This window comes from Erwinia sp. MYb375 (assembly GCF_037479175.1).
Lineage (GTDB): Bacteria > Pseudomonadota > Gammaproteobacteria > Enterobacterales > Enterobacteriaceae > Erwinia > Erwinia rhapontici.
Genome location: NZ_JBBGZS010000023.1, coordinates 1,170,934 through 1,193,998 on the forward strand (window position 1 = coordinate 1,170,934; position 23,065 = coordinate 1,193,998).

Annotated in this window: 25 protein-coding genes and 1 tRNA gene; 13 read left to right on the forward strand and 13 right to left on the reverse strand. The window is 54.9% G+C overall.

The window, feature by feature from the left end; genetic code table 11:
* Positions 1-60: 60 nt before the first annotated feature.
* The 4 genes from fliD (at position 61) to amyA (ending at position 3,868) form a co-directional block, all read left to right on the forward strand.
* Positions 61-1,464 (forward strand): flagellar filament capping protein FliD, encoded by a 1,404-nt coding sequence (gene fliD / locus WH279_RS18285; protein ID WP_339457940.1) that lies wholly within the window; start codon positions 61-63, stop codon positions 1,462-1,464.
* Positions 1,465-1,473: 9 nt separating this feature from the next.
* On the forward strand, positions 1,474-1,872 hold the full coding sequence (gene fliS / locus WH279_RS18290) for a flagellar export chaperone FliS (RefSeq protein WP_200643285.1): 399 nt from the start codon (positions 1,474-1,476) through the stop codon (positions 1,870-1,872).
* A 12-nt stretch (positions 1,873-1,884) separates the two neighbouring features.
* Positions 1,885-2,250 (forward strand): flagella biosynthesis regulatory protein FliT, encoded by a 366-nt coding sequence (fliT, locus tag WH279_RS18295; RefSeq protein WP_200643286.1) that lies wholly within the window; start codon positions 1,885-1,887, stop codon positions 2,248-2,250.
* 139 nt (positions 2,251-2,389) lie between these two features.
* Positions 2,390-3,868 carry an alpha-amylase gene (amyA, locus tag WH279_RS18300; protein WP_339457941.1) on the forward strand — a complete coding sequence of 493 codons (1,479 nt, stop codon included), beginning with the start codon at positions 2,390-2,392 and terminating at the stop codon, positions 3,866-3,868.
* Between the two features lie 35 nt (positions 3,869-3,903).
* Here amyA and yedD read toward each other — a convergent pair whose 3' ends face one another.
* Positions 3,904-4,353, reverse strand: coding sequence for a lipoprotein YedD (gene yedD, locus WH279_RS18305; RefSeq protein ID WP_339457942.1), 450 nt, complete (start codon positions 4,351-4,353; stop codon positions 3,904-3,906).
* 254 nt (positions 4,354-4,607) lie between these two features.
* Between yedD and WH279_RS18310 the strand changes: the two genes are divergently transcribed.
* The 3 genes from WH279_RS18310 (at position 4,608) to WH279_RS18320 (ending at position 7,913) form a co-directional block, all read left to right on the forward strand.
* Positions 4,608-6,173, forward strand: coding sequence for a methyl-accepting chemotaxis protein (locus tag WH279_RS18310; RefSeq protein WP_339457943.1), 1,566 nt, complete (start codon positions 4,608-4,610; stop codon positions 6,171-6,173).
* A gap of 14 nt (positions 6,174-6,187) precedes the next feature.
* The gene (locus WH279_RS18315; protein ID WP_339457944.1) at positions 6,188-7,489 is read left to right on the forward strand and encodes an ABC transporter substrate-binding protein; all 1,302 of its coding nucleotides are present in this window, start codon (positions 6,188-6,190) and stop codon (positions 7,487-7,489) included.
* Positions 7,490-7,589: 100 nt separating this feature from the next.
* Positions 7,590-7,913 carry a DUF6388 family protein gene (locus WH279_RS18320; protein ID WP_339457945.1) on the forward strand — a complete coding sequence of 108 codons (324 nt, stop codon included), beginning with the start codon at positions 7,590-7,592 and terminating at the stop codon, positions 7,911-7,913.
* A gap of 56 nt (positions 7,914-7,969) precedes the next feature.
* On the opposite strand, the gene WH279_RS18325 is transcribed toward WH279_RS18320, so the two are convergent.
* From WH279_RS18325 to WH279_RS18340, 4 genes are all read right to left on the reverse strand, one after another.
* Positions 7,970-8,149 (reverse strand): YodC family protein, encoded by a 180-nt coding sequence (locus WH279_RS18325; RefSeq protein ID WP_133841711.1) that lies wholly within the window; start codon positions 8,147-8,149, stop codon positions 7,970-7,972.
* 192 nt (positions 8,150-8,341) lie between these two features.
* Entirely contained in the window at positions 8,342-8,476 is a 135-nt protein-coding gene (locus tag WH279_RS18330) for a hypothetical protein (protein WP_259151748.1), read from the reverse strand.
* A gap of 34 nt (positions 8,477-8,510) precedes the next feature.
* Complete coding sequence (locus WH279_RS18335; RefSeq protein ID WP_339457946.1) at positions 8,511-9,422, reverse strand: DUF808 family protein; 912 nt, start codon at positions 9,420-9,422, stop codon at positions 8,511-8,513.
* Positions 9,423-9,433: 11 nt separating this feature from the next.
* A complete protein-coding gene (locus WH279_RS18340; RefSeq protein ID WP_133841709.1) occupies positions 9,434-9,709 on the reverse strand; it encodes a hypothetical protein in 276 nt (91 codons plus the stop codon).
* A 166-nt stretch (positions 9,710-9,875) separates the two neighbouring features.
* On the opposite strand from WH279_RS18340, the gene yedA reads away from it, so the two are divergent.
* Positions 9,876-10,796, forward strand: coding sequence for a drug/metabolite exporter YedA (gene yedA, locus WH279_RS18345; protein ID WP_133841708.1), 921 nt, complete (start codon positions 9,876-9,878; stop codon positions 10,794-10,796).
* A 562-nt stretch (positions 10,797-11,358) separates the two neighbouring features.
* Here yedA and WH279_RS18350 read toward each other — a convergent pair.
* Positions 11,359-11,829: a very short patch repair endonuclease gene (locus tag WH279_RS18350; RefSeq protein ID WP_159336456.1), complete on the reverse strand. Its 471-nt coding sequence runs from the start codon at positions 11,827-11,829 to the stop codon at positions 11,359-11,361.
* Positions 11,830-11,901: 72 nt separating this feature from the next.
* Positions 11,902-13,311 carry a DNA cytosine methyltransferase gene (locus tag WH279_RS18355; protein ID WP_339457947.1) on the reverse strand — a complete coding sequence of 470 codons (1,410 nt, stop codon included), beginning with the start codon at positions 13,309-13,311 and terminating at the stop codon, positions 11,902-11,904.
* Positions 13,312-13,467: 156 nt separating this feature from the next.
* Between WH279_RS18355 and WH279_RS18360 the strand changes: the two genes are divergently transcribed.
* Both WH279_RS18360 and WH279_RS18365 read left to right on the forward strand, forming a co-directional pair.
* On the forward strand, positions 13,468-14,121 hold the full coding sequence (locus tag WH279_RS18360) for an epoxyqueuosine reductase QueH (protein WP_339457948.1): 654 nt from the start codon (positions 13,468-13,470) through the stop codon (positions 14,119-14,121).
* A gap of 129 nt (positions 14,122-14,250) precedes the next feature.
* A complete protein-coding gene (locus WH279_RS18365; RefSeq protein ID WP_339457949.1) occupies positions 14,251-15,852 on the forward strand; it encodes a methyl-accepting chemotaxis protein in 1,602 nt (533 codons plus the stop codon).
* 49 nt (positions 15,853-15,901) lie between these two features.
* On the opposite strand, the gene WH279_RS18370 is transcribed toward WH279_RS18365, so the two are convergent.
* Positions 15,902-16,150 carry a hypothetical protein gene (locus tag WH279_RS18370; protein ID WP_133841703.1) on the reverse strand — a complete coding sequence of 83 codons (249 nt, stop codon included), beginning with the start codon at positions 16,148-16,150 and terminating at the stop codon, positions 15,902-15,904.
* 63 nt (positions 16,151-16,213) lie between these two features.
* A complete protein-coding gene (locus WH279_RS18375) occupies positions 16,214-16,927 on the reverse strand; it encodes a phosphohydrolase (protein WP_339457950.1) in 714 nt (237 codons plus the stop codon).
* Between the two features lie 594 nt (positions 16,928-17,521).
* Between WH279_RS18375 and WH279_RS18380 the strand changes: the two genes are divergently transcribed.
* The 3 genes from WH279_RS18380 (at position 17,522) to WH279_RS18390 (ending at position 19,284) form a co-directional block, all read left to right on the forward strand.
* Positions 17,522-18,178: a hypothetical protein gene (locus WH279_RS18380; protein WP_339457951.1), complete on the forward strand. Its 657-nt coding sequence runs from the start codon at positions 17,522-17,524 to the stop codon at positions 18,176-18,178.
* Between the two features lie 136 nt (positions 18,179-18,314).
* Entirely contained in the window at positions 18,315-19,109 is a 795-nt protein-coding gene (mtfA, locus tag WH279_RS18385) for a DgsA anti-repressor MtfA (protein WP_339457952.1), read from the forward strand.
* Between the two features lie 99 nt (positions 19,110-19,208).
* Positions 19,209-19,284: transfer RNA gene (locus tag WH279_RS18390), tRNA-Asn, on the forward strand.
* A gap of 114 nt (positions 19,285-19,398) precedes the next feature.
* Here the strand turns inward: WH279_RS18390 and WH279_RS18395 are convergent.
* The 4 genes from WH279_RS18395 to WH279_RS18410 form a co-directional block, all read right to left on the reverse strand.
* Positions 19,399-19,644, reverse strand: coding sequence for a YmjA family protein (locus tag WH279_RS18395; RefSeq protein WP_171149801.1), 246 nt, complete (start codon positions 19,642-19,644; stop codon positions 19,399-19,401).
* A 146-nt stretch (positions 19,645-19,790) separates the two neighbouring features.
* Complete coding sequence (locus WH279_RS18400; RefSeq protein ID WP_339457953.1) at positions 19,791-20,387, reverse strand: hypothetical protein; 597 nt, start codon at positions 20,385-20,387, stop codon at positions 19,791-19,793.
* Between the two features lie 125 nt (positions 20,388-20,512).
* On the reverse strand, positions 20,513-21,283 hold the full coding sequence (locus WH279_RS18405) for a VOC family protein (protein ID WP_339457954.1): 771 nt from the start codon (positions 21,281-21,283) through the stop codon (positions 20,513-20,515).
* 270 nt (positions 21,284-21,553) lie between these two features.
* Complete coding sequence (locus WH279_RS18410; protein ID WP_339457955.1) at positions 21,554-23,014, reverse strand: methyl-accepting chemotaxis protein; 1,461 nt, start codon at positions 23,012-23,014, stop codon at positions 21,554-21,556.
* Between the last annotated feature and the right edge of the window lie 51 nt (positions 23,015-23,065).

Consider the following 23,065-nt stretch of genomic DNA (forward strand, 5'->3'; position numbering starts at 1 on the left):
GCATCAATCGCCGATAACCTCGGTATTCATACTCCGTCCTGATTAAATAAAGGAAACATCATGGCTAGTATCTCTACCTTAGGTATCGGCTCCGGCCTGGAATTAAGCACCATCCTTACGCAAACTGAAAGCGCAGAGAAAGCGGCACTGACGCCTATCTCTAAGCAGCAGACGGCGTTTACCGCCAAGCTGAGTGCTTACAGCACCATGAAAAGCGCACTGACCACCTTCCAGGCGGCCAATACCAAGCTGAACAATGCCAACCTGTTTAGTGCCACCAAAACCAGCAGCACCAGCACAGCGTTTAGCGCCACAACGACAGCCGGTGCCGTAGCGGGCAAATATACGATTGCCGTGTCCCAGTTGGCCTCGGCTCAGACCCTGACCTCCGGCGTTCAGACCAGCAACTCTACAGCGCTGGCCACCTCTGACAGCACCATTTCGATTAAACTGGCGGGCAGCGATAAGGCAGTCGACGTGAAAGTGACGGCGGCAAATTCTTCGATGACCGGGATACGTGATGCGATCAACGCAGCCGATACCGGTATGACCGCCAGCATTATCAAAACCGGTGACGGCAGCTATCGTCTGTCGTTGACTTCGGATGAAACGGGTACGGATAACGCAGCTACCCTTAGCGTAACCGGCGACAGTGCGCTGGAAAGTATGCTGAATTACGATGGTACCAACAGCAGCAATATGACCCAGAGCGTAGCCGCTCAAAATGCGATGCTGAAAGTGAACAACGTCGATATCGAAAGTAGCAGTAATACCATCAGCGATGCGCTGGAGGGGATTACGCTCAACCTGACGGCAGAAACCACCGGCACGCAGTCGCTGACCATCACCAAAGATACCAGTAGCGTCTCCAATACGATTGCGGCCTGGGCTACCGCTTACAATACCCTGCAGGACAGCTTAAACGCGCTGACCAAATATACCGCCGTTGATGCCGGGACCGATGCACAGGACACCAGCAACGGCGCCCTGCTGGGTGACAGCACCCTGCGTACCATTCAGTCGCAGATGAAAGATATGCTGACCAACATGTCCAGCACCTCGACCTTCAAAACCCTGTCGCAGATTGGCATTACGACCGATCCGACTTCCGGACAGCTGAAAACCGATCAGACCAAACTGGATGCGGCGCTGGCGAAAGATCCTGACGGCATTAAAGCGATGTTTATGGGTGACGGTAAAACCACCGGGATCACCACCAAGCTGGATAGTAACCTGACCAGTTGGTTATCAACCAAAGGTGCCATCCAGGCGGCGACAGATGGCGTCAGTAAGACCCTGAATAACCTGACCGTGCAGTACAACAAGATCAGTGACCGCATCGATGACACGATTGCGCGACTGAAAACCCAGTTTACCGCACTGGATGTCATGATCAGCAAACTGAACAATACCAGCAGTTACCTGACTCAGCAGTTCGCGACAACCAACAGTACCACGAAGTAAGGAGCCAGAATGTATAGTGCAAGCGGTACCCAGGCCTATGCAAAAGTCGGCGTGGAAAGTGCAGTGATGAGTGCCAGTAACGATCAGCTGATCACTCTACTGTTTGATGGGGCACTCAGTGCCCTGGTTCGCGCACGACTCTTCATGCAGGACGGTAACACGATCAAAAAAGGAGAGTCGCTCTCCAAAGCCATTAATATTATCGATAACGGTCTTAAGCTGGGTTTAGATGAAAACAGCGAAGACGAGTTAACGCAGAATTTGCTGGGGCTGTACCGCTATATGGTGCATCGCCTGGTACGCGCTAACATAGATAACGATGTACAAATAATTGAAGAAGTTGAAGCGCTGTTGCGCAATATCGCCGATGCCTGGAAAGAGGTCTCTGGCACAACCGCTCTGGTTTAGGACTCTGTACACATGAACATTGCCCCACATCTGCTCGCGATTTATCAGGAAATTTTGACACACAGTCAGTCTATGCTGCGTCTGGCTGGCGAAGGACAGTGGGATGCACTGATTGATATGGAAGTTAACTACCTTAACGCCGTGGAAAAACTGGCGAATGCAACTCAGCACCAGCAGGTTCCAAGCCATACTCAGGAACAACTGCGTCCGGTACTGCGTCATATCCTGGATAACGAAGCGGAACTCAAAGTGCTGTTGAAGCGTCGTCAGGATGAGATTTCCGGTCTTATCCAGCAGGCGGGCCGTCAGAAATCGGTCAATAATGCCTATACCAAAATGTCCGGTGTGGTGTTATTTCCCACTGGAGCCAACGTATAAACCTGACAGTTAACGGTTATGCCCTTTCGCAACACTGTCAGTGGGCCAGCGTGAAATAAATAATTCCACCCTGGCCCGCGCTTTTCCCCCCTTCTCGCTCATACTTCATTTTCCCGTCTGGCGAAAATGGATCCTTAACATGCACAATCCCACGCTGTTGCAGTTTTTTCACTGGTATTATCCCACAGGCGGCAAACTCTGGCCGGAAGCCGCGGAACGCGCGCAATGGCTGGCAGAAATCGGTATCACTGACGTCTGGCTGCCCCCGGCTTATAAAGGGGAATCCGGCGGTTATTCGGTTGGCTACGACAGCTACGATCTGTTTGACCTCGGTGAATTTGACCAGAAAGGCTCGCGTGCCACCAAATACGGTGACAAAGAGCAGTTGCTGGCCGCCGTTGAGGCGCTGAAATCCCACGGCGTGGGGGTCATCCTTGATGTGGTGCTCAACCATAAAATGGGTGCCGACGAAAAAGAACAGGTACAGGTCAACCGCGTTAATCCGGACAACCGCGATGAGATCGACCCGGAAGTGCTCACCGCCGAAGCCTGGACGCGCTTTACCTTCCCGGTGCGTGCCGGACAGTACTCGCAGTTCGTCTGGGATTACAAATGCTTCAGCGGCGTCGACCATATCGAAAATCCCGATGAAAACGGCGTATTCAAAATCGTTAACGACTACACCGGGGAGGGCTGGAATGACCAGGTCGATGACGAGCTGGGCAATTTTGACTATCTGATGGGTGCTAATATCGATTTCCGTAACCACGCGGTGACCGAAGAGCTGAAATACTGGGCGCGCTGGGTCATGGAGGAAGTGCATTGCCGCGGTTTTCGTCTCGATGCGGTAAAACATATCCCCGCCTGGTTTTATAAAGAGTGGATTGAGCACGTACAGGAAGTGGCACCTGAGCCGCTGTTTATTGTCGCAGAATACTGGTCGCACGAAGTGGATAAGCTGCAACAGTACATCCATCAGGTCGAAGGCAAAACCCTGCTGTTTGACGCCCCGCTGCAAATGAATTTCCATACGGCCTCAAAACAGGGGGCGGATTACGACCTCAGCCAGATCTTCACCGGCACTCTGGTCGCGGCCGATCCCTGGCATGCGGTCACCCTTGTGGCTAACCATGACACACAGCCGCTGCAGGCGCTGGAAGCCCCGGTGGAGCCCTGGTTCAAACCGCTGGCCTACGCGCTGATCCTGCTGCGTGAAAACGGCGTCCCGGTGCTGTTCTACCCGGACCTGTTCGGCGCTCACTATCAGGATGAAGGGGGTGACGGCGAACAGTATGATATTGAGATCCCGGTGATCGCCGAGCTGGAAACCCTGGTGCGTGCCCGCCAGCAATATGCCCACGGAGAACAACGTGAGTGGTTTGATCACCCTAACTGCATTGCCTTTGCGCGCAGTGGGACGGAAGAGATGCCAGGCTGCGTGGTGATCATGTCAAACGGTGAAGCCGGTGAGAAAACGCTGGATTTAGGGGAGCACTACGCCGGGAAGCGCTGGCACGATCTGCTGGGGCACATCAGTGAAGAGGTCGGGAGCGACGAACAGGGCAACGCGGTGTTTCGTTGTCCGGCGGGCAGCGTCAGCGTCTGGGTGCTGATCTAAGGAGAGTCGTGGCCAGGACGGCCACGACAACCTGATTACTTCTCGGTGGTGGTGTTGGCAGGCTGTTCACCCTTCGTGTCCTGGGGTTTCGCCTGATCGGCCAGCGCCTTCTGGCACTCCACGGTGGGTTGCGACACTTTCTGCAACGTCAGTTTATCGTAGTGCAGCTCAGTGCCTTCCAGCTCCAGCGGCATCACGCGTGCCTCCTTATTCACATTCACCCACTCGCCGTCAAAATGCGTCACTTTACCCGGCTTGGCAATCACACGCTGCCACTGGCGGCAGTCCAGCGTATCGCCTTCGGCGGTGATCATCAGGCTGGCTTTCGCCTCCTTGCTGATCAGGCCTTTCTGCGGGCCAAACGTTTGCCAGTTTCCTACCAGCGCGGCCGGTGGTGGCGTTTTCACCGCACTGGCGTAATCGGTTAACTGCGCACAACCACTTAAGGTCACCACCGCTGCGGCGGCAACAATCCACTTTTTCATTTTTCTCATCCTGATGTTCTCAATTAGGCGATACGTTATAATTTTTCCCTGCCCCGCCGCAAGCCCGGCGCGCCCTGCCGCTGTGCTTTCTGATTTTTCATGTCTTTTCTGATACTTGCTTTGCCGGATAATTAAGCAAATCGTTAAAGTTTGCCTTATGTGCTGCCGATAGCAGTTTAATGAGGGAACCCGCCGCACAGAGAACACCCACCCTCCCGGACTATTGAATTGTCAATTCAGGGGAAATAACTGCTATGCGATTAACCATTCGCGCCCGTTTGATCGGGATCGTGGGCCTGCTGTGCATACTGCTGATTATCGCCGCAGTATGGGGAATTATCGGGCTTCGTGCTGCTGACCAGCGCGCTGCCGCCACCTACCAAACCGAATTGCTCCCGTTACAAAGTTCTTCCCGCCTCTACCGTCTGGCCCAGCTGCAATCCGCCACGCTGTTTGAGGCGCTGCGTTACTGGACCGACGCCGGAGAAGTGGATAAACGCCTTGCCATCATCCAACAGTATGCCAGCCAGATTGAACAGATTCGCGGACAGTACCAGAGCCTGGCACAGATCCCCGGAACCGAAAACCTCAGTAAACAATTTGTCACAGACCTCACTCAGTGGCAGCAAGCGCTGAAAGACGCGGGCGCCCTGCTGAAAACCGGCAACCCTTCTGCAGCGCTGGTGATCATCGAAACCCGCCTGCGTACCGGCAGCCTCGCGCTGCAACAGGGCATCGACCAGCTTGATCGGCTGATGCGCGAACATGCAGAGCGTAACTACCAGCAGAGTGCGCATTCCTATGAACTTGCACGTAACAGTCTGATCGGCATTCTTACCGTTGGCCTGCTGCTGGCGCTGATTGCCGGACTGATGCTGGTGCGCTCCATCAGCCATTCGGTGGGTAAAGCCCGTCGACTGGCGGAAGCGATCGCCAACGGCAAGCTCGATCACCATATCGAACATTTTGCCCCTGATGAACTGGGCGAACTGATGCGTGCGCTGGCCAGTATGGACCATCGCCTCTCCGGCATCGTGCGTGAAGTGGGCGACAGCGCCGTGGCATTGAATGATGCCGCCCACCAGATGGCAGAAGGCAATCAGGATCTCTCCGGTCGCACCCATGCCCAGGCCAGCTCGCTGGAGCAAACGGCCGCCAGCATGGAACAGATGACCGCCACCGTAAAACACAACGCGGATAACGCCGCACAGGCGAACGAACTGGCGATGACGGTGCGTGAACAGGCGCTGCGCGGCAGCAAGGTGCTGGAGGATGCCGTCGGTGCGATGCGGGAAATCGAAAGTTCCAGCAAGCAGATTGGCGATATTAACCGGGTGATCGATGAGATTGCTTTCCAGACCAACCTGCTGGCCCTGAATGCGGCAGTGGAAGCCGCGCGTGCGGGCGAAATGGGCCGTGGTTTTGCGGTGGTGGCGTCAGAAGTTCGTCAGCTGGCCCAGCGTTCGGCGCAGGCAGCCCAGCAGATTAAAACCCTGATCCAGGCCAGCGTCAGTAAAGTCGATACCGGCAGCTCGCTGGTGACGCGCTCTGGCGAGATGCTGCAGGAGATCAACGGTGGCGTGGCGCGGGTGGTGGCTATCGTCGGTGAAATCGCCGTGGCCAGCCGTCAGCAGTCCAGTGGCATTGAGCAGGTCAACCTGGCGGTGATCCAGATGGACAGCGCCACCCAACAAAATGCCGCGCTGGTCCAGCAGGCAAGTAGCGCCAGCCAGACGGTGAATCAGCATGCCGGGTTACTGGTTGAAAAGATGGCCTTCTTCCGTTTTCGCGGTGACCGCCCCCGTTCCCCTTTGCTGTAATATCAGGAGCGACTATGCGTAGCAAACTCACCGCCGCCCTGCTGCTGATGCTGGCTGCGGGCGCTGCCCGGGCTGACACCACACTGACCATTGCCACCATCGCCAACGGTGACATGACCATCATGCAGCAGCTCTCCGGCACCTTTGAGCAGGCTCATCCCGGCGTTCACCTGCGCTGGCAGGTCATGGATGATGCAGAGCTGCGTAAACAGGTACTGGCGGCTATGAACAGCGGCCAGCCGACCTTTGATGTGATTACCGTCGGCACCTATGAAGCGCCGCTGTGGGGCAAGCGCGGCTGGTTAACCCCGCTGGATGCCCTGCCCGCTGATTATCAGGTGGACGACCTGCTGAAGCCCGTGCGTAAAGCCCTCTCCTGGCAGGATAAACTCTATGCCCTGCCGTTTTACGGCGAAAGCAGCATGACCTATTACCGTAAAGATCTGTTTGCTGCCCGTGGTCTGACAATGCCCGAGGAGGTCAACTGGAGCGACATTAAACGCCTGGCGGCGAAGCTGACGGATAAAGCGAACGGCGTTTATGGCCTGTGCCTGCGCGGCCGTCCGGGCTGGGGGGATAACGTGGCGTTTGTCACCACCATGGCCAACGGCTACGGTGCACAGTGGTTCGATCTCGACTGGAAACCCACGCTGGACAGCCCGGAGTGGCGGGAAGCGCTCAGCGACTATGTGCAGATGGTGCACGACTACGGCCCGCCGGACAGTGCAGAGAACAGTTTTGGTCAAATCCTTAAGCTGTTTGCCGAAGGCAAGTGTGCCATGTGGGTCGACAGCACCGTGGCTGCCGGGCTGCTGATTAACCCGCAGATCTCCCGTGTGGCCGACAAAATTGATTTTGCCCCGGCCCCCGGTGAACTGACGCGCAATGGCTCGAACTGGCTGTGGTCCTGGGCACTGGCCGTCCCCGCCAGTGCGGCTAACAAGGCGGTCGCACAGGAATTTATCAGCTGGGCGACCTCACCCGCCTACATACAGCAGGTGGCGCAAACAGTCGGCTGGGGTGCCGTACCGCCAGGCAGCCGCTACTCGACCTACCAGCAGGCGAGCTATCAGCGCCTGGCACCCTACGCAAAACGGGTACAGGCCGCCATGGAAAGCGCCACGGTGGAACAGCCAACCCTCGGCCCGGTGCCGTATCAGGGCGTGCAGTACGTCAGCATTCCCGGCTTCGACCAGATGGGCAACGCCGTGGGTGAGAACATTGCCGCGCTGTTGCAGGGCAAACTGACGCTGGACGAAACCCTGACGCGAAACCAGCAGGCCGTGACCGAGATTTACGCCACAACCCCTCCATAAACGGCTGACGGGCAGCGCTGCTGCCCGGCTTTCCCCGATCAATCCGGCCGTGTACACTAGCGCCAGTGAATTTTCCTGCATCAACCCGGGCATTATCGTTATGAAAACCGTTGAAGAATATTACGCCATCGCCAAAGATCTGTTTCTTGAGGCCCACCCGACGCTAAAAGCCGGTATTGACAATCTGACGGCAGACCAGGCCGCCACGCTCGGAATGACGGTGGAGCAGCTGCAATCCATGCAGAAAGATCGCGCCTATGCTGCGTATGTGCGAGAAAAGAAACTGGACGGCATGCTGTTTGCCATTCAACTGGCTGAGCCGGATAAAGCGGTGATGGTGAACGCGATTGAAGCGTATCTGCACACCCATGCCGAAGCGCTGGGGATGAGCTGGGAAGAATTTTGTATTAAAAACGAGTTGTAATCGTATTATCGGGCGGACCGAGGAAGCGGTGCCGCCCGTCACATAACACAGTCGAACTACCCCGCTAATCGCGCTGCGGACGATAATGATGACAGCTCTTCTTCGCGGAATGCCTCGCGCTTCACACTGAAACCATCGTACCAACGACACTCGACCATACCGCTGGCCACTCCCGTCACAATCATTGCGGGGCCACCATCCTTATGTTGCACTTCATCACTGACTATAAAGCTCATACAAAGTACCTCCCTATCTGGTTATCACTGGTTATGAAACGTCAAATAGTTATAGCATCTGAATATAAACCGTGCTGTTAACGCCAGGTAAAGTATTTGTTAAATTCAAATAAGCAGTTAAAAACACTAAATATAAAAAAAGCGTGTAGTTTTACTACACGCTTTTTATGTGAAACTCGTCGCATTTTGCGATTAGATTTTGCAGCCTTCGCAGTCGGCTTCATCGCCTAAGTCAGCCGGTACTTCGGCCGCTTTCTTCTGGGCATTGGCTTCTGCCTGCTCAAGTTGAGCATCAATATCAAATTCAAACATATCGTCGTTCATCATTAACCCCTGGATATTTACTGATTTCAGCCCGTCTTTATACTGATGACGGGCGCATTTTGGCAATCAAATTTACCGCGCACAGCACAATCGACCCCACAATAAAGCCGATGATGAGGTTAGCAACATTGCTCAACAGCATCGCCAGCAAACCATGCAGACCTGCGCTAACGCCCTCAATAAGATGGTGCAGTAACGGTACGCCGTGCACGATAATCCCACCGCCGACCAGGAACATCGCCAAGGTGCCCACCACCGTCAGGATCTTCATCAGCCACGGTGCCGCCACCAGTAGCACGCCGCCTATCGCTTTCGCTGCCGCCGAGGATTTCTGCTGCAACCACAGGCCGAGATCGTCAATCTTCACGATACCCGCAACAATCCCGTACACACCAACGGTGACCGCAATCGCCACGCCAGCCAGAACGATCACCTGATTCAGCAGCGGTGCTTCAGACACGATACCCAGGGTAATCGCCACAATCTCCGCCGAGAGAATAAAGTCCGTGCGTACCGCCCCTTTTACTTTTTTCTGCTCAAACTCCGCCGGGTTCTGCTCGGCCGCTTTCAGCAAACGCGCTTCACGAGCCTGCGGCGTTTCCTGACTTTTATCTTTATGCAGGCTGTGCAGTACTTTCTCCACGCCCTCAAAGCACAGGTATGCGCCACCCACCATCAGCAGCGGGGTGATCGCCCACGGGGCAAACGCGCTGATCAGCAGCGCCAGCGGCACCAGAATCAGTTTGTTAAGGAACGACCCTTTCGCCACGCTCCAGACCACCGGCAGTTCACGGTTGGCTTTTACCCCGCTGACCTGCTGCGCATTCAGCGACAAATCGTCACCCAATACACCGGCGGTTTTCTTTGCCGCCACTTTGCCCATCACGGCAACGTCATCCAGCAGTGTGGCAATATCGTCCAGTAAGGTCAGTAAACTACTTCCGGCCAAAATCAGATTCCTTATTCATGTCCATCATGTTGACAACAGGGGCACAGCTCCATTTCGGTCACCGCCATATCAGCAATGCCATCACAGTCCCACTCAACGCGCACTGGCTGCCCCTGCGTTTCCGCATGGTGCAGATACTTACTCACCGGGCTTTCGGTCATCCCGCTGATCTCTTCCGTGGCAATCAGACGATCGCCCACGAAAATACGCGCCGTCGCCTGGGTATTGACCATGCGTTCGCCGCTGAGTTTATACAGACGTCTTACCGTCAGTTTGACACTGGCCATGGCTCACCCCTGGCTGGCTGTATTAAAGAGGGAACAGATCTAAGCAATTATGGGCATGGAGTGCAAATTTTGTAAAAAAATAACGCCCGCCGGGGATAATTAGTGGCAGAATCGGAGGCTTATAACATTTTCACAACCTGATATCACTTTAGGAAGAGTCTCTGACATGACGTTACGCCGTGCCCCCGCCCTGCTGCCTCTGCTGGCCGCGCTCTTTTCTCTCTACTTTATCTGGGGTTCCACCTATCTGGTGATCCGTATTGGTGTGGAAAGCTGGCCGCCGATGATGCTGGCCGGGTTGCGCTTCTTGCTCGCGGGCGTGGTGCTGCTGGCATTCCTCCTGATGCGAGGGGAAAAATTGCCTTCCTGGCGTGAAGCCGGTAACGCGGCGATCATCGGTGTCCTGTTGCTGGCAATGGGTAATGGCGCAGTCACCGTTGCGGAACACCAGCATGTGCCTTCCGGGCTGGCTGCCGTGATGGTGGCGACCGTCCCCCTGTTTGCCATGTGCTTTAGCCGTATGTTCGGCATTACCACGCGCTGGATTGAGTGGCTGGGCATTGGCGTCGGCCTGGTGGGGATTATTTTGCTTAACAGCGGCGGCCATCTGGCGGGCAATCCCTGGGGTGCCCTGATGATTTTGGGCGGATCGCTGACCTGGGCCTTTGGCTCGGTGTGGGGTTCACGTATTGCGCTGCCGCACGGCATGATGGCCGGGGCTGTCGAGATGCTGGCCGCCGGGGTGGTATTACTGACCGCCAGCCAGTTGACGGGTGAACATCTGGTTCAGAAACCCTCACTGGCGGGCTTCTTCTCGCTGGGTTATCTCAGCCTGTTTGGTTCGGTGATTGCCATCAATGCCTATATGTTCCTGATCCGCAACGTCACACCCGCTATCGCCACCAGCTACGCCTATGTCAATCCGGTGGTTGCCGTGCTGCTGGGCATCGCTTTTGCCGGTGAAAGCCTGTCAGGACGGGAATGGCTGGCGCTGGGCATTATTGTGCTGGCAGTGGTGCTGGTCACGCTGGGTAAATACCTCTTCCCGGCAAAACCGGTGGTGAAACCCTGCTCGCCGACTGATTAAACCCTCAGCGTGTGCAGCATGCCCCCTGAGGTATCCCCACAAAAATGAATGGCTGATCATTCGGCTTCAGGTCTGAGGCCAGTTTGAGCACGCCGGATCGGCAAGACCCGCCTCCCTGCGGGCCTCGGCACGCGACGTCCTGTCGCGTGACGTCCGGCTTACCTCAAACGGGCCCCATCCCCGCAAGAGAGCGCTCGCTGTGGGTTTTAAAATAGCGAAGACATGATGATTTATGTGGATTGATTTGAATTTGGGTTTTGACCTGGGTTTTGACGTTGAGGCGGCATTCAGCAGCGCTGAGGAAGCACAGTGAACCAGGACGAACCGCCAGGACGGCGGTGAGAGGGAGAGCCGGCACAGGGATGTGCCGTCACAACCGGTGCGTCGGTGAACGACGCTTGCGAAGGCATCCACGCAGTGGACGCAGCGCCTGCCGCAAAGCCCGGGTCCCCAGGGTGGGGGCGACTGCCCACCCTGGGTCGCTCAGCCCGCGCAGCGGGAAAGCGAAACGCCCTTGACGTTGACCTGGCGATCGTGCAGGCCAGCGTCGCTGACAGAGGGTTTACGGTAGTACGCGAATCCCTTGTTCATCGATCTCACCGTTGTTTTCCGCGGCGCAAATCCACTCCTCCAGCCGCGTGCGCAATGCCTCTTCCTCCAGTCGCGTTTTCCCGCGTAGCGCACATTCCCACACCAGCAACACGCGCCAGCCGCTGGCGGTCAGCTCCTCAACATAACGTTTATCACGCGCCACATTACTGTCTATTTTTCCCTGCCAGAACGCCGTGCGTGTCGCCGGCATCTTGAACAGATGACAGTGATGACGATGCCAGAAACAGCCGTGAACAAAGATAATGGCCTGATAGTCTGCCAGAACAAAGTCGGGACGACCGGGCAACGATTTATCCTGCACCCGATAACTCAGGCCCAGTTCAACCAGCAGTTCTGCCAGCCGCTTTTCAATTGCCGTATCGCGGGTACGAATAGCGCGCATATTCTTACTACGCACGTCGGAAGAGTGAACGTCGGCCATCTTGATATTCCTTTAACGAAGACCTTAAGTGTAGCTAAAAGCGGCCCTGCCGTGGTGGCACCGGGCCACATTTCACTGGCGCTGTTGTACCGCCTGTAGGATCCAGGGGCGCAGGAGTTTGGCAACCGCCGCGAAGGCAGGCACCACCACCGAGTTACCAAACTGGCGATAGGCCTGGGTATCCGATACCGGAATATGGAACGCCTCCTGGCCGGGCTGTTCAAAGCCCATCAGTCGGGCGCACTCGCGCGGTGTCAGACGACGCGGTCGGTTCTGCTGATTGTCCGCGTTATCGAAGTCTTCCTCACCCAGCGCTTTGTCCCAGCCGCGATCGATCAGGATCTCCGAGCCATCTTTGTAATAACGCGCCGACAACGTCCGAACCACCCCCTGCTCAAGCGCCGGGTCAACCAGCCCGTAGCCAAAACCGTTACCGCGTGCCTGGTGCTTCTTCGCATAGAGATAGAGATACTTCCATAACGTTGGCGTCAAAATATATTTTGCGTCTACGACCGGGTCGAGTAAGGCCTTGAGTGGCGTGCGCTGCGGCGGGTAGAGCGCAGATAACGCGCTCAGGCTGAAAGCGGGCAGCGCCAGATCGCGACGGAACCCTACCAGCACAATGCGTTCACGGTGCTGTGGCAGGAAATGCTTGCCGTCGATAATTTTCGGGTCCGGCGAACCGGTGACCGCCGCATCCGCCACGTCATAGCCCAGCTCATCCAGCGTCGACATAATAATGCGGAAAGTATTGCCCTTATCGTGGCTTTTCAGGTTTTTGACGTTTTCGAGGACAAAGATCGCCGGTTTTTTGGCCGTGATGATGCGTGCCACATCAAAGAACAGCGTCCCCTGCGCTTCATCTTCAAAACCATGTTTACGGCCCAGGGCATTTTTCTTCGACACGCCCGCCAGCGAGAATGGCTGGCAAGGGAATCCCGCCAGCAGCACATCATGGTCCGGCACCTGCTGACGAATATGCTGATACGCCTGCTCTTCGTTCACCTGGGTATCGCCGCTCAAAGTGACATCGCGAATATCCTGGTTAAAGCGGTGCTGCTGTTCATCGCAGTACCAGTTGGCTTTATAGGTGCGCACCGCATGTTTGTTCCACTCACTGGTAAACACGCACTGTCCGCCAATCGCTTCAAAGCCGCTGCGGATGCCGCCAATACCCGCAAAGAGGTCAATAAAACGGAAAGCATAATCGGGATGATGTGCCGGAGGCGCAGGTAACATACTGTGCAGCAAACTGACTTCAGCTTCATTCAGCGTTTTGCGGCTGTTGCCCTTCACCCAGCGATTAACAGACTCCCGCGTCCACTCCTGCTGACTCACCTTCCGCAGGGTCGCCGCGACCGTTTTCTGGTCATAAATCTCCAGCACCCGCAGCAGCAGCTCACGATCCTGCTGTTCTTTATGCCGGGCATCTTCTCGTGCCTGTTCAGCCAGTTCGGCGGCCACGCGGTCAAAATCGCTCATATTTACTCAGTTAACAGGGGATAAACGGGTGTCAGTCTATCACTTAGTTGACCCAGCGCCAGGCGGAAATTGGCCGCAGCGAGGGCAATTAATGACAGCGCGTCATGCTGCCTCTACACTGATGCGGTTTGACTGTTAACAATGGAGCTATTCCCGATGAACGCCCCCCAACGCGAGCTGCTTAGCCTTCCCGATGGCGCTAAAAAACTGCTGCTGCACTCCTGCTGCGCCCCCTGCTCCGGCGAAGTGATGGAAGCCTTGCAGGCATCAGGCATTGATTACACCATTTTCTTCTACAATCCGAATATTCATCCGCAGAAAGAGTATCTGCTGCGTAAAGAAGAGAATATCCGCTTTGCGGAACAGCACGGCATCCCGTTTGTCGATGCCGACTACGATACCGATAACTGGTTTGCCCGCGCGAAGGGCATGGAGTGGGAGCCAGAGCGTGGTGTGCGCTGCACCATGTGCTTTGATATGCGCTTTGAACGCACCGCGCTGTACGCCTTTGAAAATGACTTTTCGGTGATTTCCAGCTCTCTGGGTATTTCGCGCTGGAAGAATATGCAGCAGATTAACGACTGTGGCGATCGGGCGGCCGCGCCCTACCCCGGCATCCAGTACTGGGATTATAACTGGCGCAAAAAAGGCGGGTCGGCGCGCATGATTGAGATCAGCAAACGTGAGCGTTTCTATCAGCAGGAATATTGCGGCTGCGTGTATTCGTTGCGCGACAGCAATTTGCATCGCAAAAGCCAGGGCCGACCATTAATCAAGCTCGGCGTCCTCTATTACGGCGATGAAGAATAATAACGCTGAAAAATAGCGGGGTAATTTGCCTTATCAGCGGATAATCCCCTGTTTCTTTTTTCTATGTTATCGCGGTAACACAAGTGACATAAAAGCGGCGAATACTCCCTTTTATTTTAAGGGAAGCTTATGTCACTGATCACGATTTTACCCTTACGCACTATGCTGCGCCGTCCACGTATTGCCTTGTTGATGACCGGTTGGGGCTGGTTACGCAGCCTGCGGGGTGGCTTCATCCTGTTTCTGCTGGTCTTCTCGCTGCTTCAGTGTGCCAGCGTGCTGCTACTGACCCGCCTCGTCTCCAGCACGGGTGACAATATTTCCGAGATCCATACCCTGTCTGGCCGCCAGGCGCTGCTGGATAAAGCCCGTATGGAACTGCTCACCGCCAGCGACAACAGCCACCGCGCCGGGATCTACCTGATGCAGGATAACCAGACCGGTTCCGTCGACAGCTGGAAAAGCCTGGCCGAAACGGCTCAGACCTCACTGGATAATGCACGAAAGCTGTTTGATCAATATCCGGTGGCGCAGGACAGTCCGCTGAAACAGAACTTCGATATGCTGGCCGACGGATTGCAGGAGCAGCTAAAAGGGCTGAATGCGAAAGATATTGATGCGTTTTTTATGGTGCCGATGCAGGCTTTTCAGCAGCAGTTTAATGACACCTACTATCAGGTGCTGACGCAGGCCAATCACCAGGCAGACAACCTCAACCTCTCTACGCTCTCATCGCTGACCACCAGCCGCAATCTTTCCCTGGGTATCTCTGCCCTGCTGGGCGGGCTGCTGTTACTGAGCGGCGGGTTACTGCTGTTGGGGGTGATCCAGCCGATGGAACGCGTGTCGCGCTGGCTGGCACAGATCGCAACGGGCGATATCTCGCAGCAGGCGCATCAGAGCCGTTACCAGTCAACGGAGATCAGCCAGCTGATACAGAATGTGGACGGGATGCAGCAAGGTTTACGGCATATCGTGGGCGAGATTAACGCCATCTCCGGTGCGGTGCGTGGCAGCGCAGACCGCATGGCACAACAAAATGATGAGTTTAGTGCCCACAATCAGCAGCAGAGCAGCGCGTTTGAGCATATCAGCCAGCGTCTGAACCGGGTGGCAGAGGAAGTGGGCCACAGCGTGACGTTTACTCATCATGCGACGCAGCAGGTACAGGCCGCCGATGAACTGACCCGCCGCTGCGGCACCGTAGTGACCGCTGTTGATGCGCAAATGCGCCAGATTGTTGACGCTTCCGGTGAGATCGCCGGGATTGTTACCCTGCTGGAGGGCATTTCGCTGCAAACACGGCTGGTGGCACTGAATGCCGCTATCGAATCAGCCCATGCCGGCGTTTATGGCCGCAGCTTCTCCATTGTGGCAAAAGAGATCGGCCTGCTGTCGGAGAAGAGCAGTGCCTCGACGCGGTTGATTGACGGGCTGATCGGCTCAACTCATCAACACATTGATAGCGGCTTTAGCCAGGTACAGACGCTGGAGGGATTGTATCGGGAAATTACGCATGCCGTATCCGGCGTGGTTACCCTACTGAGCGAGTTGCAACACAATGCGGATGCGCAGAGTAAAAGGGTCAATGCGATAGCGCTGGAGATTACTCGCCTGAATCAGCAGGTCAAAGAGAGCGAGCAACTGACACGTCGCAGCGCAGAGACATCGGAAGCGCTGGTGGATCATGCGCAACGGCTCTCGCACAGCGTGAGTCAGTTTGTTATGTAAGGGGGTTGAAAGCGTCTCTCAGAACGAGAGACGCTGGATAAGACGGGGCTTACTTTTTCTTCTTCGACTTTTTCAGCAGTGCGCGAACTTGTTTCAGTTCTGCCTGGCTCAATTGTTCGGCCGTCTCTTCTTCTGTATGGGTACTATCTACCGCATCAGGTGCCTGAGCAGAAAAACTCTTTACCAGATGCTGGGTAACCAATTCGCTAAGGGAAATCTCACTATCCAGAGCGAGTGTTTTAATCGTTTCTTTTAAGGCGGGATCGATCTTTATTGTTAAGCTAACTTTGTCGGTCATTGCCTGATTCTCCTGAGAATTGTCCCAACAACGTAACCTGTAACGTGCGATTTAACCATACTGTCATAAAAATTTAATATTTGACGCCCCCGGGCTGAATTCTTCCAGTACTGCCTGATCCAACGCGCAAAAATCCCCCTTCAATTCAGCGCACAGCTTCGCCATATAGGTCACGAGAAAGCGGGCATTAAATTCCGCCAGGCGCCGCCCTTCTGCCGTTTGCATCGTTTCAGGCAATTTCAGTAACTTTTTCTGGAAATGGTCCAGCGCCCATTCAGCATCATCCAGTGGGCGTTCGCGCCCCAGCGGATCGCGACTGTCAAACAGAGAACGCCCTAATGCGCCAGAGACATAAAACACCCGCGCCAGACCAATAGCGCCCAGTGATTCCAGACGGTCGGCATCCTGCACGATCTTGGCTTCAAGGGTTTCTGCCGTTACGCCAGCACTGAAGCTGTGCGCGTGAACCGCGTGGGCCACGGCTTCAATTTTATCGCTGGGGAAATCCGTAAAGACCTGCTGTAACGCACGCCGGGTCTCGTCAGCTGCCTGCGCGGAAGCCAGATGGCGCTCAGGGTGATTTTTAGGCAGATTGACAATGTCATGGAAGTAGCACCCGGCCAGCACCACCAGCTCGTCGGCCCCGGTGCCCACCATAATGCGCTGTGCAGACTGCCAGACGCGCGTCAGGTGCGCCACATCATGGGCTTTATCATCATGTTGCCAGGTGTCGTGCAGCCACTTTTCAAAACGTAATTGCCAGTCAGTCAGCGTCATAGACTTCTCCTTAATTGTTTGAACTTTTTGAGATGTCAGTGGTGGTCACCCACTGCAACGGGTTAACCATTTCTGCTTAAAAATGAGATCCACATCAAACTTATAGCGGTTGTTACGCGCTGGTGACAGCATTTTTCCCATTTTCAGTTTTTTCTGGCTCACTTTTAACTGGCTGTTTTTTGATCTAAATGATAAACAATAGTTATGATCAGATGCGGGTAATTGTCTCTCAAACAACAATACAGGCGCGGTGTGCGCCCGGTTTGTCAGTGATCTTGAGGAACAGGCGATCGCCACGGTGAGAGGCCATCGTCGCTAAGCATTCGTCACACTAACACATTGTAATATGGTAAAATGTCAATTTGGTTACGGCATGACGACCCCGTGATGACGACGCGGGACGCACCAGACAATTGCGTCCGGCAGAAGTGCAAATTTGCCCTAAGTCATTTTTTTTAAAAGTTTTTCCTAAGTTTAGTAAAATAAACGTGCTGAATCGTTTTTTTGCGCTAAGGTTAGGAATTATCTGTATTGTGTTTCTACTTTGCTTATGAACCAGGAACTGGTCGAGAAAGTCATACTAGAGGTTAAACCATGAAAGAACGCCCGATTCTATTTAGCGATCAACGGGTGCGCGCCCTGCTCTCAGGCCAACAAAAACAGACACGGCGCATCATGAAATCCCAACTGTTCGGGCCAGGCCAGGACAACCATGAAGGTTGTTACGGCATTGATGTCCTGAGCAACAATTTGCAGGGTAACCGTGTTCTGGGCATGGAAAACCTGAGTTATCACTGCCCTTACGGGCAGCCGGGCGATCGCCTGTGGGTGCGTGAAACCTGGCGCGGCCCTGTGGTGCCCGCGGAGGAGATGACGAAATATCAGACCTCGCCTGCACAGTTTAAAAATATTAATTACTGTCAGTACCGTGCCGACTCCAGCATCTATAGCTCTGACGAAGAAGAAACAAATTTTGGCTGGCAGGCCGGCATTCATATGCCGCGCTGGGCCAGCCGTATCGACCTGACCATCACCGCCATTCGGGTCGAGCGCATCCAGGATATCAGTGACGATGACGTGCTGGCGGAAGGCGTGCAGGTAGACTCTCATTTCCTCAATAACTTTTTCACCCTGCATAGCGAAGCCGTTTCCGCTAAAGATGCTTACCGCAAGCAGTGGGCCATTCAGTACGGTGGCACCAGTTGGGAAGTGAATCCCTGGGTCTGGGTGATCGAATTCGCGCGTATCTGATGCTCGTAAACCGCAGCGGCGCTGATTTTTTTCAGCGCCGTTTGCGTTTTGTCACAGACAATCAGCAATATAACTGCTTGAATCTTTCCCTTATTCAGCGGCGTTGACGCCATCATCAGGCAGGAGTGACAACAGCATGATCAAATGGCCGTGGAAAGGCGGTGATGACGCGGTGGAAAGTGGCTTGCCCTGGCAACAGGCGCTGGAGATCCCGCTGCTGACAGCCTTAAGTCCTGCTGAACAACAGGCGATCTGCCAGCTTGCGACCCGTTTTCTGCGCCAGAAACGTCTGGTGCCTTTACAAGGCTTCGAACTGGACGATCTCAAAAGCTGCCGACTGGCACTGCTGTTTTGCCTGCCGGTTCTCAGCCTCGGCTACGACTGGCTGGACGGTTTTCATGAAGTGCTGATCTACCCTTCCCCGTTTATGGTCGACGATGAATGGCAGGATGAGTTCGGCCTGGTGCATCGTGAACAAATGGTGCACGCCGGGCAAAGCTGGCAGCAGGGTCCGATTGTCCTGAACTGGCTGGATGTGCAGGACTCGTTCGATCTCTCCGGCTATAACCTGGTGATCCATGAAGTTGCACACAAGCTTGATGCGCGCGGCAGCGGTGAAGCTAACGGTGTACCGGCCATTCCCCTGCGCGACGTGGTGGGCTGGGAGCGCGATCTGCGTGCGGCAATGAGTGCAATACAGGATGAAATCGACCAGGTGGGTGAAAACGCCACCAGCATTGATGCCTACGCCGCCAGCGAACCCGCGGAATGCTTCGCGGTACTGTCAGAGTATTTTTTCAGTGCGCCTGAGCTGCTGATCGCCCGTTTCCCGGCGGTTTATCAACGGTTCCGCCAGTTTTATCGCCAGGATCCCCATCAGCGCCTGGAGCAGCAGCAGTTACACCATAATGCGGGTGGAATTGTTCACTAATCGGCCGGGTTGATTCAAACGCAGCCAGTTGAAAGCTAAAATGTTTTTTGCTGTTGACAGTCTGAGGGCGTATCGCTACTATTCGCCTCGTTCCACAATTCCTCTGTAGTTCAGTCGGTAGAACGGCGGACTGTTAATCCGTATGTCACTGGTTCGAGTCCAGTCAGAGGAGCCAAATTAGAGAAGCCCGCTTAAGGAAACTTAAGCGGGCTTTTTGCTTTTGGTGTTTTTTGAGGGACAGGATACCCGGTAGAAAACGTGCCCGGGCATCAAAAAACCTCAGAGGGCGTTACTCATTGCCCCATTGATTCAGGAACGTCGCGATATCATCAATACGTAACGCGTTGATACCGGCTTCAGTGGCCATCTCTTTCTGCTGTTCTTCGCTGATTTCTTCGTTATTGGTTAAATGCGTCATCAGCAGCTCGAAATAACGCGCCAGAGGGCTGCGCTCTGATTCGGTTACCGGCTGTGCGGCTTCCGTCGCATACTCATCTACGAAGTCATAATACTTAAGGGGGATGTCATTGCTCATCAGTCGTTTCCTGAAGGTAGTGCCAGTTTTTTCAGCGGGTGCAGGTTAATCAGGCTTAGCGTCTGATATCGGCCTGATATATCCCGCTTGTCAACCAGTGGATAATGCGGGGGATTATACCTGTAATTTGGCAGGCTGTACCCTGTTTAACCGAACAGTTTCCCCAGCCGTTCTTTTGCCTCAGCGGGAGGCAGTAACTGAATATGCAGCCCCTGAGCATCCAGCGTAAAAAAGCCTTTGCACAGATCCGGCATCGCATCATATTGCGCATTGAGCTGTTCTGATGCCTGTATAAAACAGGCATAGCCATAGTGCGCCACTAAATAAGGTAGCCCAAATTGAGATCGTAACATCTCATATTCCTGGTAAGGATAGCGTGTATGCGCGGGGAGCTTTTTGATGATATCGGAAAGTTTAGACATCAGCGGAATCACCTCTTCTTCAGAGGCAAAGTGCGTATAACCGCGCAGGGCGACTAATCGCATATCGACATGACGTTCTTTTTTGAATGCCGCGAGGAAAAAATCTTTCAGGTCCCTGTCCGGACAGGTTAAGACCAATGCATACAATATCTGATTACGGCTGAAAACATCTTTTGATGTGAGGTAGTGCGCCTCCAAAAAAGCCACATCGTCATCCGTGAAGGTCTCAAAACGCATCTGTATCATGGCCTCACGATACACAGGGTTATCCTTGTACCCTCTTTTGCCCACTAAACCCCTGACTGTGTCGATATTCGTCATACTTTATCCAAATATACCCCTTGAGCGATAATTCTAGCACGATGTGAAATTTGACAGGGCAGATCTGCCGTTCTGCCCTCTCCTCTCTGCCCGGCGCCGATAACATGATCCTGTGTTATCGCCGGTTATCCCTGCGCGAAAACATACTCGCCATTTCCCACCGACCAGCGCTTGCCGTGTAACGCAGGCTCCCCGGCCGTCAACACCAGTTCCACCAGCCGGTTGTCCGCACCGGGGCGGAAAATAAACTGCTGATCACCCAGGTCCAGCCCTTCGTGCGTGGCATCCGCTAACGGGGCAAAGCCAAACAGCGCCTGCCAGTGAGCGCGCACCGCCTGCGGGTCCTGCACGTCAAACACCGCACGCGTCAGCGCCACCTCTCCGGCAGGATGCGGGCTGTCCAGCCCCTGTGCCCGTAACCGCGCCAGGCGGGCATCATCATCTTCCCCCCATTGCAGAACAAAGGGATAAGGCAAACCGTTAACGTCGCCATCAATGGTAAAAATACGCCAGCTGATCACGTTGCCCTGCGGATCGTTGCGCTGGCCGTCCGCAATCGCCGACACCTGTAAGCCTTTGCGGTGCAGGTCCTCGTGCGTCTGCACAATATCGTCGCTGCGCAGGGCCAGCCGATGCAATGCCTGGTTTTCCGGCAGTAACTGCGCCGCGTCGCGCGACAGCAGGAACCTCTGTGCGGCAGTCTCCAGCTCTGCCTGGTCAGCAATCGCGAGAAACTCGATATAGGTCAGGCCGAAGTAACTCAGCGCATTCCGGGTGCCCCACCCCGGATGGCGCCCGCCCGGTATGGCGTTCAGCTGCTGTGCGGCGAAAATCTGAATCGCCTCTGCGGGATGATTGACAAACTGAACCGCGTGATCCCACTTTAGTGTTGCCATCCTGCCTCCTGAATCTGTTGGTAAAGATGGATGGCTGGCATCATTATCTTTTGGCCGAATAATGCCTCTTTTGCCTGTATCGCACCGCGATACAGGGTTCTGGTGGCAACTATATTGCCGCGACGAGGGCAAAAACAAACAATAAAATAATCTATCCAAAGTCGTAAAAATCGCTTCCCTCATGAAGGGTAAAACCAATAATCCATTCATTAAAAAGCCCGCTCAGGTTTTCCTGAGCGGGCTTTTTTGTGCCTGAGTGGCAGTCAGCGATTAATGCGACGCAACGGGGTCCACTTTGAACACATCCACCATCACCATCAGATCGCGCGCCTGTTCCTGCATCGATGCGGCGGCAGCGGCAGACTGCTCCACTAAGGCGGCATTTTGCTGGGTTGCATCATCAATGTGATTCATGGTGCTGTTAATCTGCGCCAGACCATCGCTCTGCTCATGGCTTGATCCCGCAATATCACTCATCAGGCTCGCCATACTGGTAATGTTCTGCACCATGTCCTGCATCGCTACATCGGCTTTCCCCACCAGCTCACGACCTTCATCAATCTGGCCAACAGAACGATCAATCAGCTCACGGATCTCCTTCGCGGCCGTGGCACTGCGCCCTGCCAGCGTGCGCACTTCGCCCGCCACCACCGCAAAACCGCGCCCGGACTCGCCGGCACGGGCCGCTTCGACGGCGGCATTCAGCGCCAGAATGTTGGTCTGAAAAGCGATGCTGTCGATCACCTGAATAATATCGGCCATCCGGGAAGATGAATCATGGATGCCCTGCATACGGTGAGTGACGGAGCGCATCAGCTCCCCGTTATGCCTGACAATCCCGCCCGCTTTGGTCGCCAGCTGATGTGCCTGCCCGGTGTGCCCGGCCGTCTGGCTGAGTGTACTGGTCAACTGGCTGAGCGTGGCTGCCGTTTGCTCAACGCTGGCCGACTGCTCTTCGGTTCGCGCCGACAGGTTGCTGTTGCCGGAGGAGATTTCATCCGCAGCATTGACGATTTCACTGGTGCGCACCTGGATGCGGTGAACAATCTGGTTAAGCTGCGCCTTCATGCCCGCCATGCTCTGCAATAACTGGCCGATTTCATCCTGACGATCGCTATTCAGCGTGCCTGTCAGGTCACCATGAGTAATACGGTTGGCCTCCTGTAGGGCTTCATTCAGCGGTGGAACGATCTGCCGGTGAATACTGACGGCAACGATCACGCCCACCAGCATCGCGACAATACCGAGAACACCCAGCAGCCAGCGATTCCAGGCCAGCAGCTCAGCGGAGTGCGACTCTTCAGCCCCGTAGATTTTATTGATGTCTTCCAGCAGGCCCGAGATCCGCACCTGGGTGGACTTATCATTGCGGGCAGCGGTGCTTTGCAGATCGGTACGGAGGGCGTCGATATCTTGCTGTATGGTGTCGGCTAAGGGCGCGTACTGGGCTGGCCAGTCGCCTTCGCGGATCAGTGAGTGGATTTTGTCGAGTTCGGTGCTGACCGCAGTCAGCTTCGTCATCGCGACGGCAGGGTTCTCCTGCAAGCCATCCTTGACGGCACCGGCATTATCATACAGTGCGCCGACCACCGATAAACGTGCCGATGAATCTTCCGCCGTGCTGAAACCACTAAAGCCGCAGTAACAAATGGCGGCGACAAAAAAAAGTAATACACCGAAACCTGCCGTCAGTTTTCGGCCAACCTTCATGTTCCTGAGCAGTTGCAGCATCAACATCCTCCGTGAGACAGCATGAGTGGGATTTTTATTTAAGATGACCTG

Bases quoted from the DNA above. Each gene is read 5' to 3' on its own strand.
- WH279_RS18355 (WP_339457947.1), bottom strand. From the start codon at position 13,311: ATGAGCGATTTTGACCGCGTGGCCGCCGAACTGGCTGAACAGGCACGA.
- fliT (WP_200643286.1), top strand. From the start codon at position 1,885: ATGAACATTGCCCCACATCTGCTCGCGATTTATCAGGAAATTTTGACA.
- yedD (WP_339457942.1), bottom strand. From the start codon at position 4,353: ATGAAAAAGTGGATTGTTGCCGCCGCAGCGGTGGTGACCTTAAGTGGT.
- fliD (WP_339457940.1), top strand. From the start codon at position 61: ATGGCTAGTATCTCTACCTTAGGTATCGGCTCCGGCCTGGAATTAAGC.
- WH279_RS18320 (WP_339457945.1), top strand. From the start codon at position 7,590: ATGAAAACCGTTGAAGAATATTACGCCATCGCCAAAGATCTGTTTCTT.
- WH279_RS18350 (WP_159336456.1), bottom strand. From the start codon at position 11,829: ATGGCCGACGTTCACTCTTCCGACGTGCGTAGTAAGAATATGCGCGCT.
- amyA (WP_339457941.1), top strand. From the start codon at position 2,390: ATGCACAATCCCACGCTGTTGCAGTTTTTTCACTGGTATTATCCCACA.
- WH279_RS18380 (WP_339457951.1), top strand. From the start codon at position 17,522: ATGAAAGAACGCCCGATTCTATTTAGCGATCAACGGGTGCGCGCCCTG.
- WH279_RS18310 (WP_339457943.1), top strand. From the start codon at position 4,608: ATGCGATTAACCATTCGCGCCCGTTTGATCGGGATCGTGGGCCTGCTG.
- WH279_RS18375 (WP_339457950.1), bottom strand. From the start codon at position 16,927: ATGACGCTGACTGACTGGCAATTACGTTTTGAAAAGTGGCTGCACGAC.
- yedA (WP_133841708.1), top strand. From the start codon at position 9,876: ATGACGTTACGCCGTGCCCCCGCCCTGCTGCCTCTGCTGGCCGCGCTC.
- mtfA (WP_339457952.1), top strand. From the start codon at position 18,315: ATGATCAAATGGCCGTGGAAAGGCGGTGATGACGCGGTGGAAAGTGGC.
- WH279_RS18405 (WP_339457954.1), bottom strand. From the start codon at position 21,283: ATGGCAACACTAAAGTGGGATCACGCGGTTCAGTTTGTCAATCATCCC.
- WH279_RS18360 (WP_339457948.1), top strand. From the start codon at position 13,468: ATGAACGCCCCCCAACGCGAGCTGCTTAGCCTTCCCGATGGCGCTAAA.
- WH279_RS18330 (WP_259151748.1), bottom strand. From the start codon at position 8,476: ATGATGAACGACGATATGTTTGAATTTGATATTGATGCTCAACTTGAG.
- WH279_RS18400 (WP_339457953.1), bottom strand. From the start codon at position 20,387: ATGACGAATATCGACACAGTCAGGGGTTTAGTGGGCAAAAGAGGGTAC.
- WH279_RS18410 (WP_339457955.1), bottom strand. From the start codon at position 23,014: ATGCTGCAACTGCTCAGGAACATGAAGGTTGGCCGAAAACTGACGGCA.
- WH279_RS18325 (WP_133841711.1), bottom strand. From the start codon at position 8,149: ATGAGCTTTATAGTCAGTGATGAAGTGCAACATAAGGATGGTGGCCCC.
- fliS (WP_200643285.1), top strand. From the start codon at position 1,474: ATGTATAGTGCAAGCGGTACCCAGGCCTATGCAAAAGTCGGCGTGGAA.
- WH279_RS18370 (WP_133841703.1), bottom strand. From the start codon at position 16,150: ATGACCGACAAAGTTAGCTTAACAATAAAGATCGATCCCGCCTTAAAA.
- WH279_RS18315 (WP_339457944.1), top strand. From the start codon at position 6,188: ATGCGTAGCAAACTCACCGCCGCCCTGCTGCTGATGCTGGCTGCGGGC.
- WH279_RS18340 (WP_133841709.1), bottom strand. From the start codon at position 9,709: ATGGCCAGTGTCAAACTGACGGTAAGACGTCTGTATAAACTCAGCGGC.
- WH279_RS18365 (WP_339457949.1), top strand. From the start codon at position 14,251: ATGTCACTGATCACGATTTTACCCTTACGCACTATGCTGCGCCGTCCA.
- WH279_RS18395 (WP_171149801.1), bottom strand. From the start codon at position 19,644: ATGAGCAATGACATCCCCCTTAAGTATTATGACTTCGTAGATGAGTAT.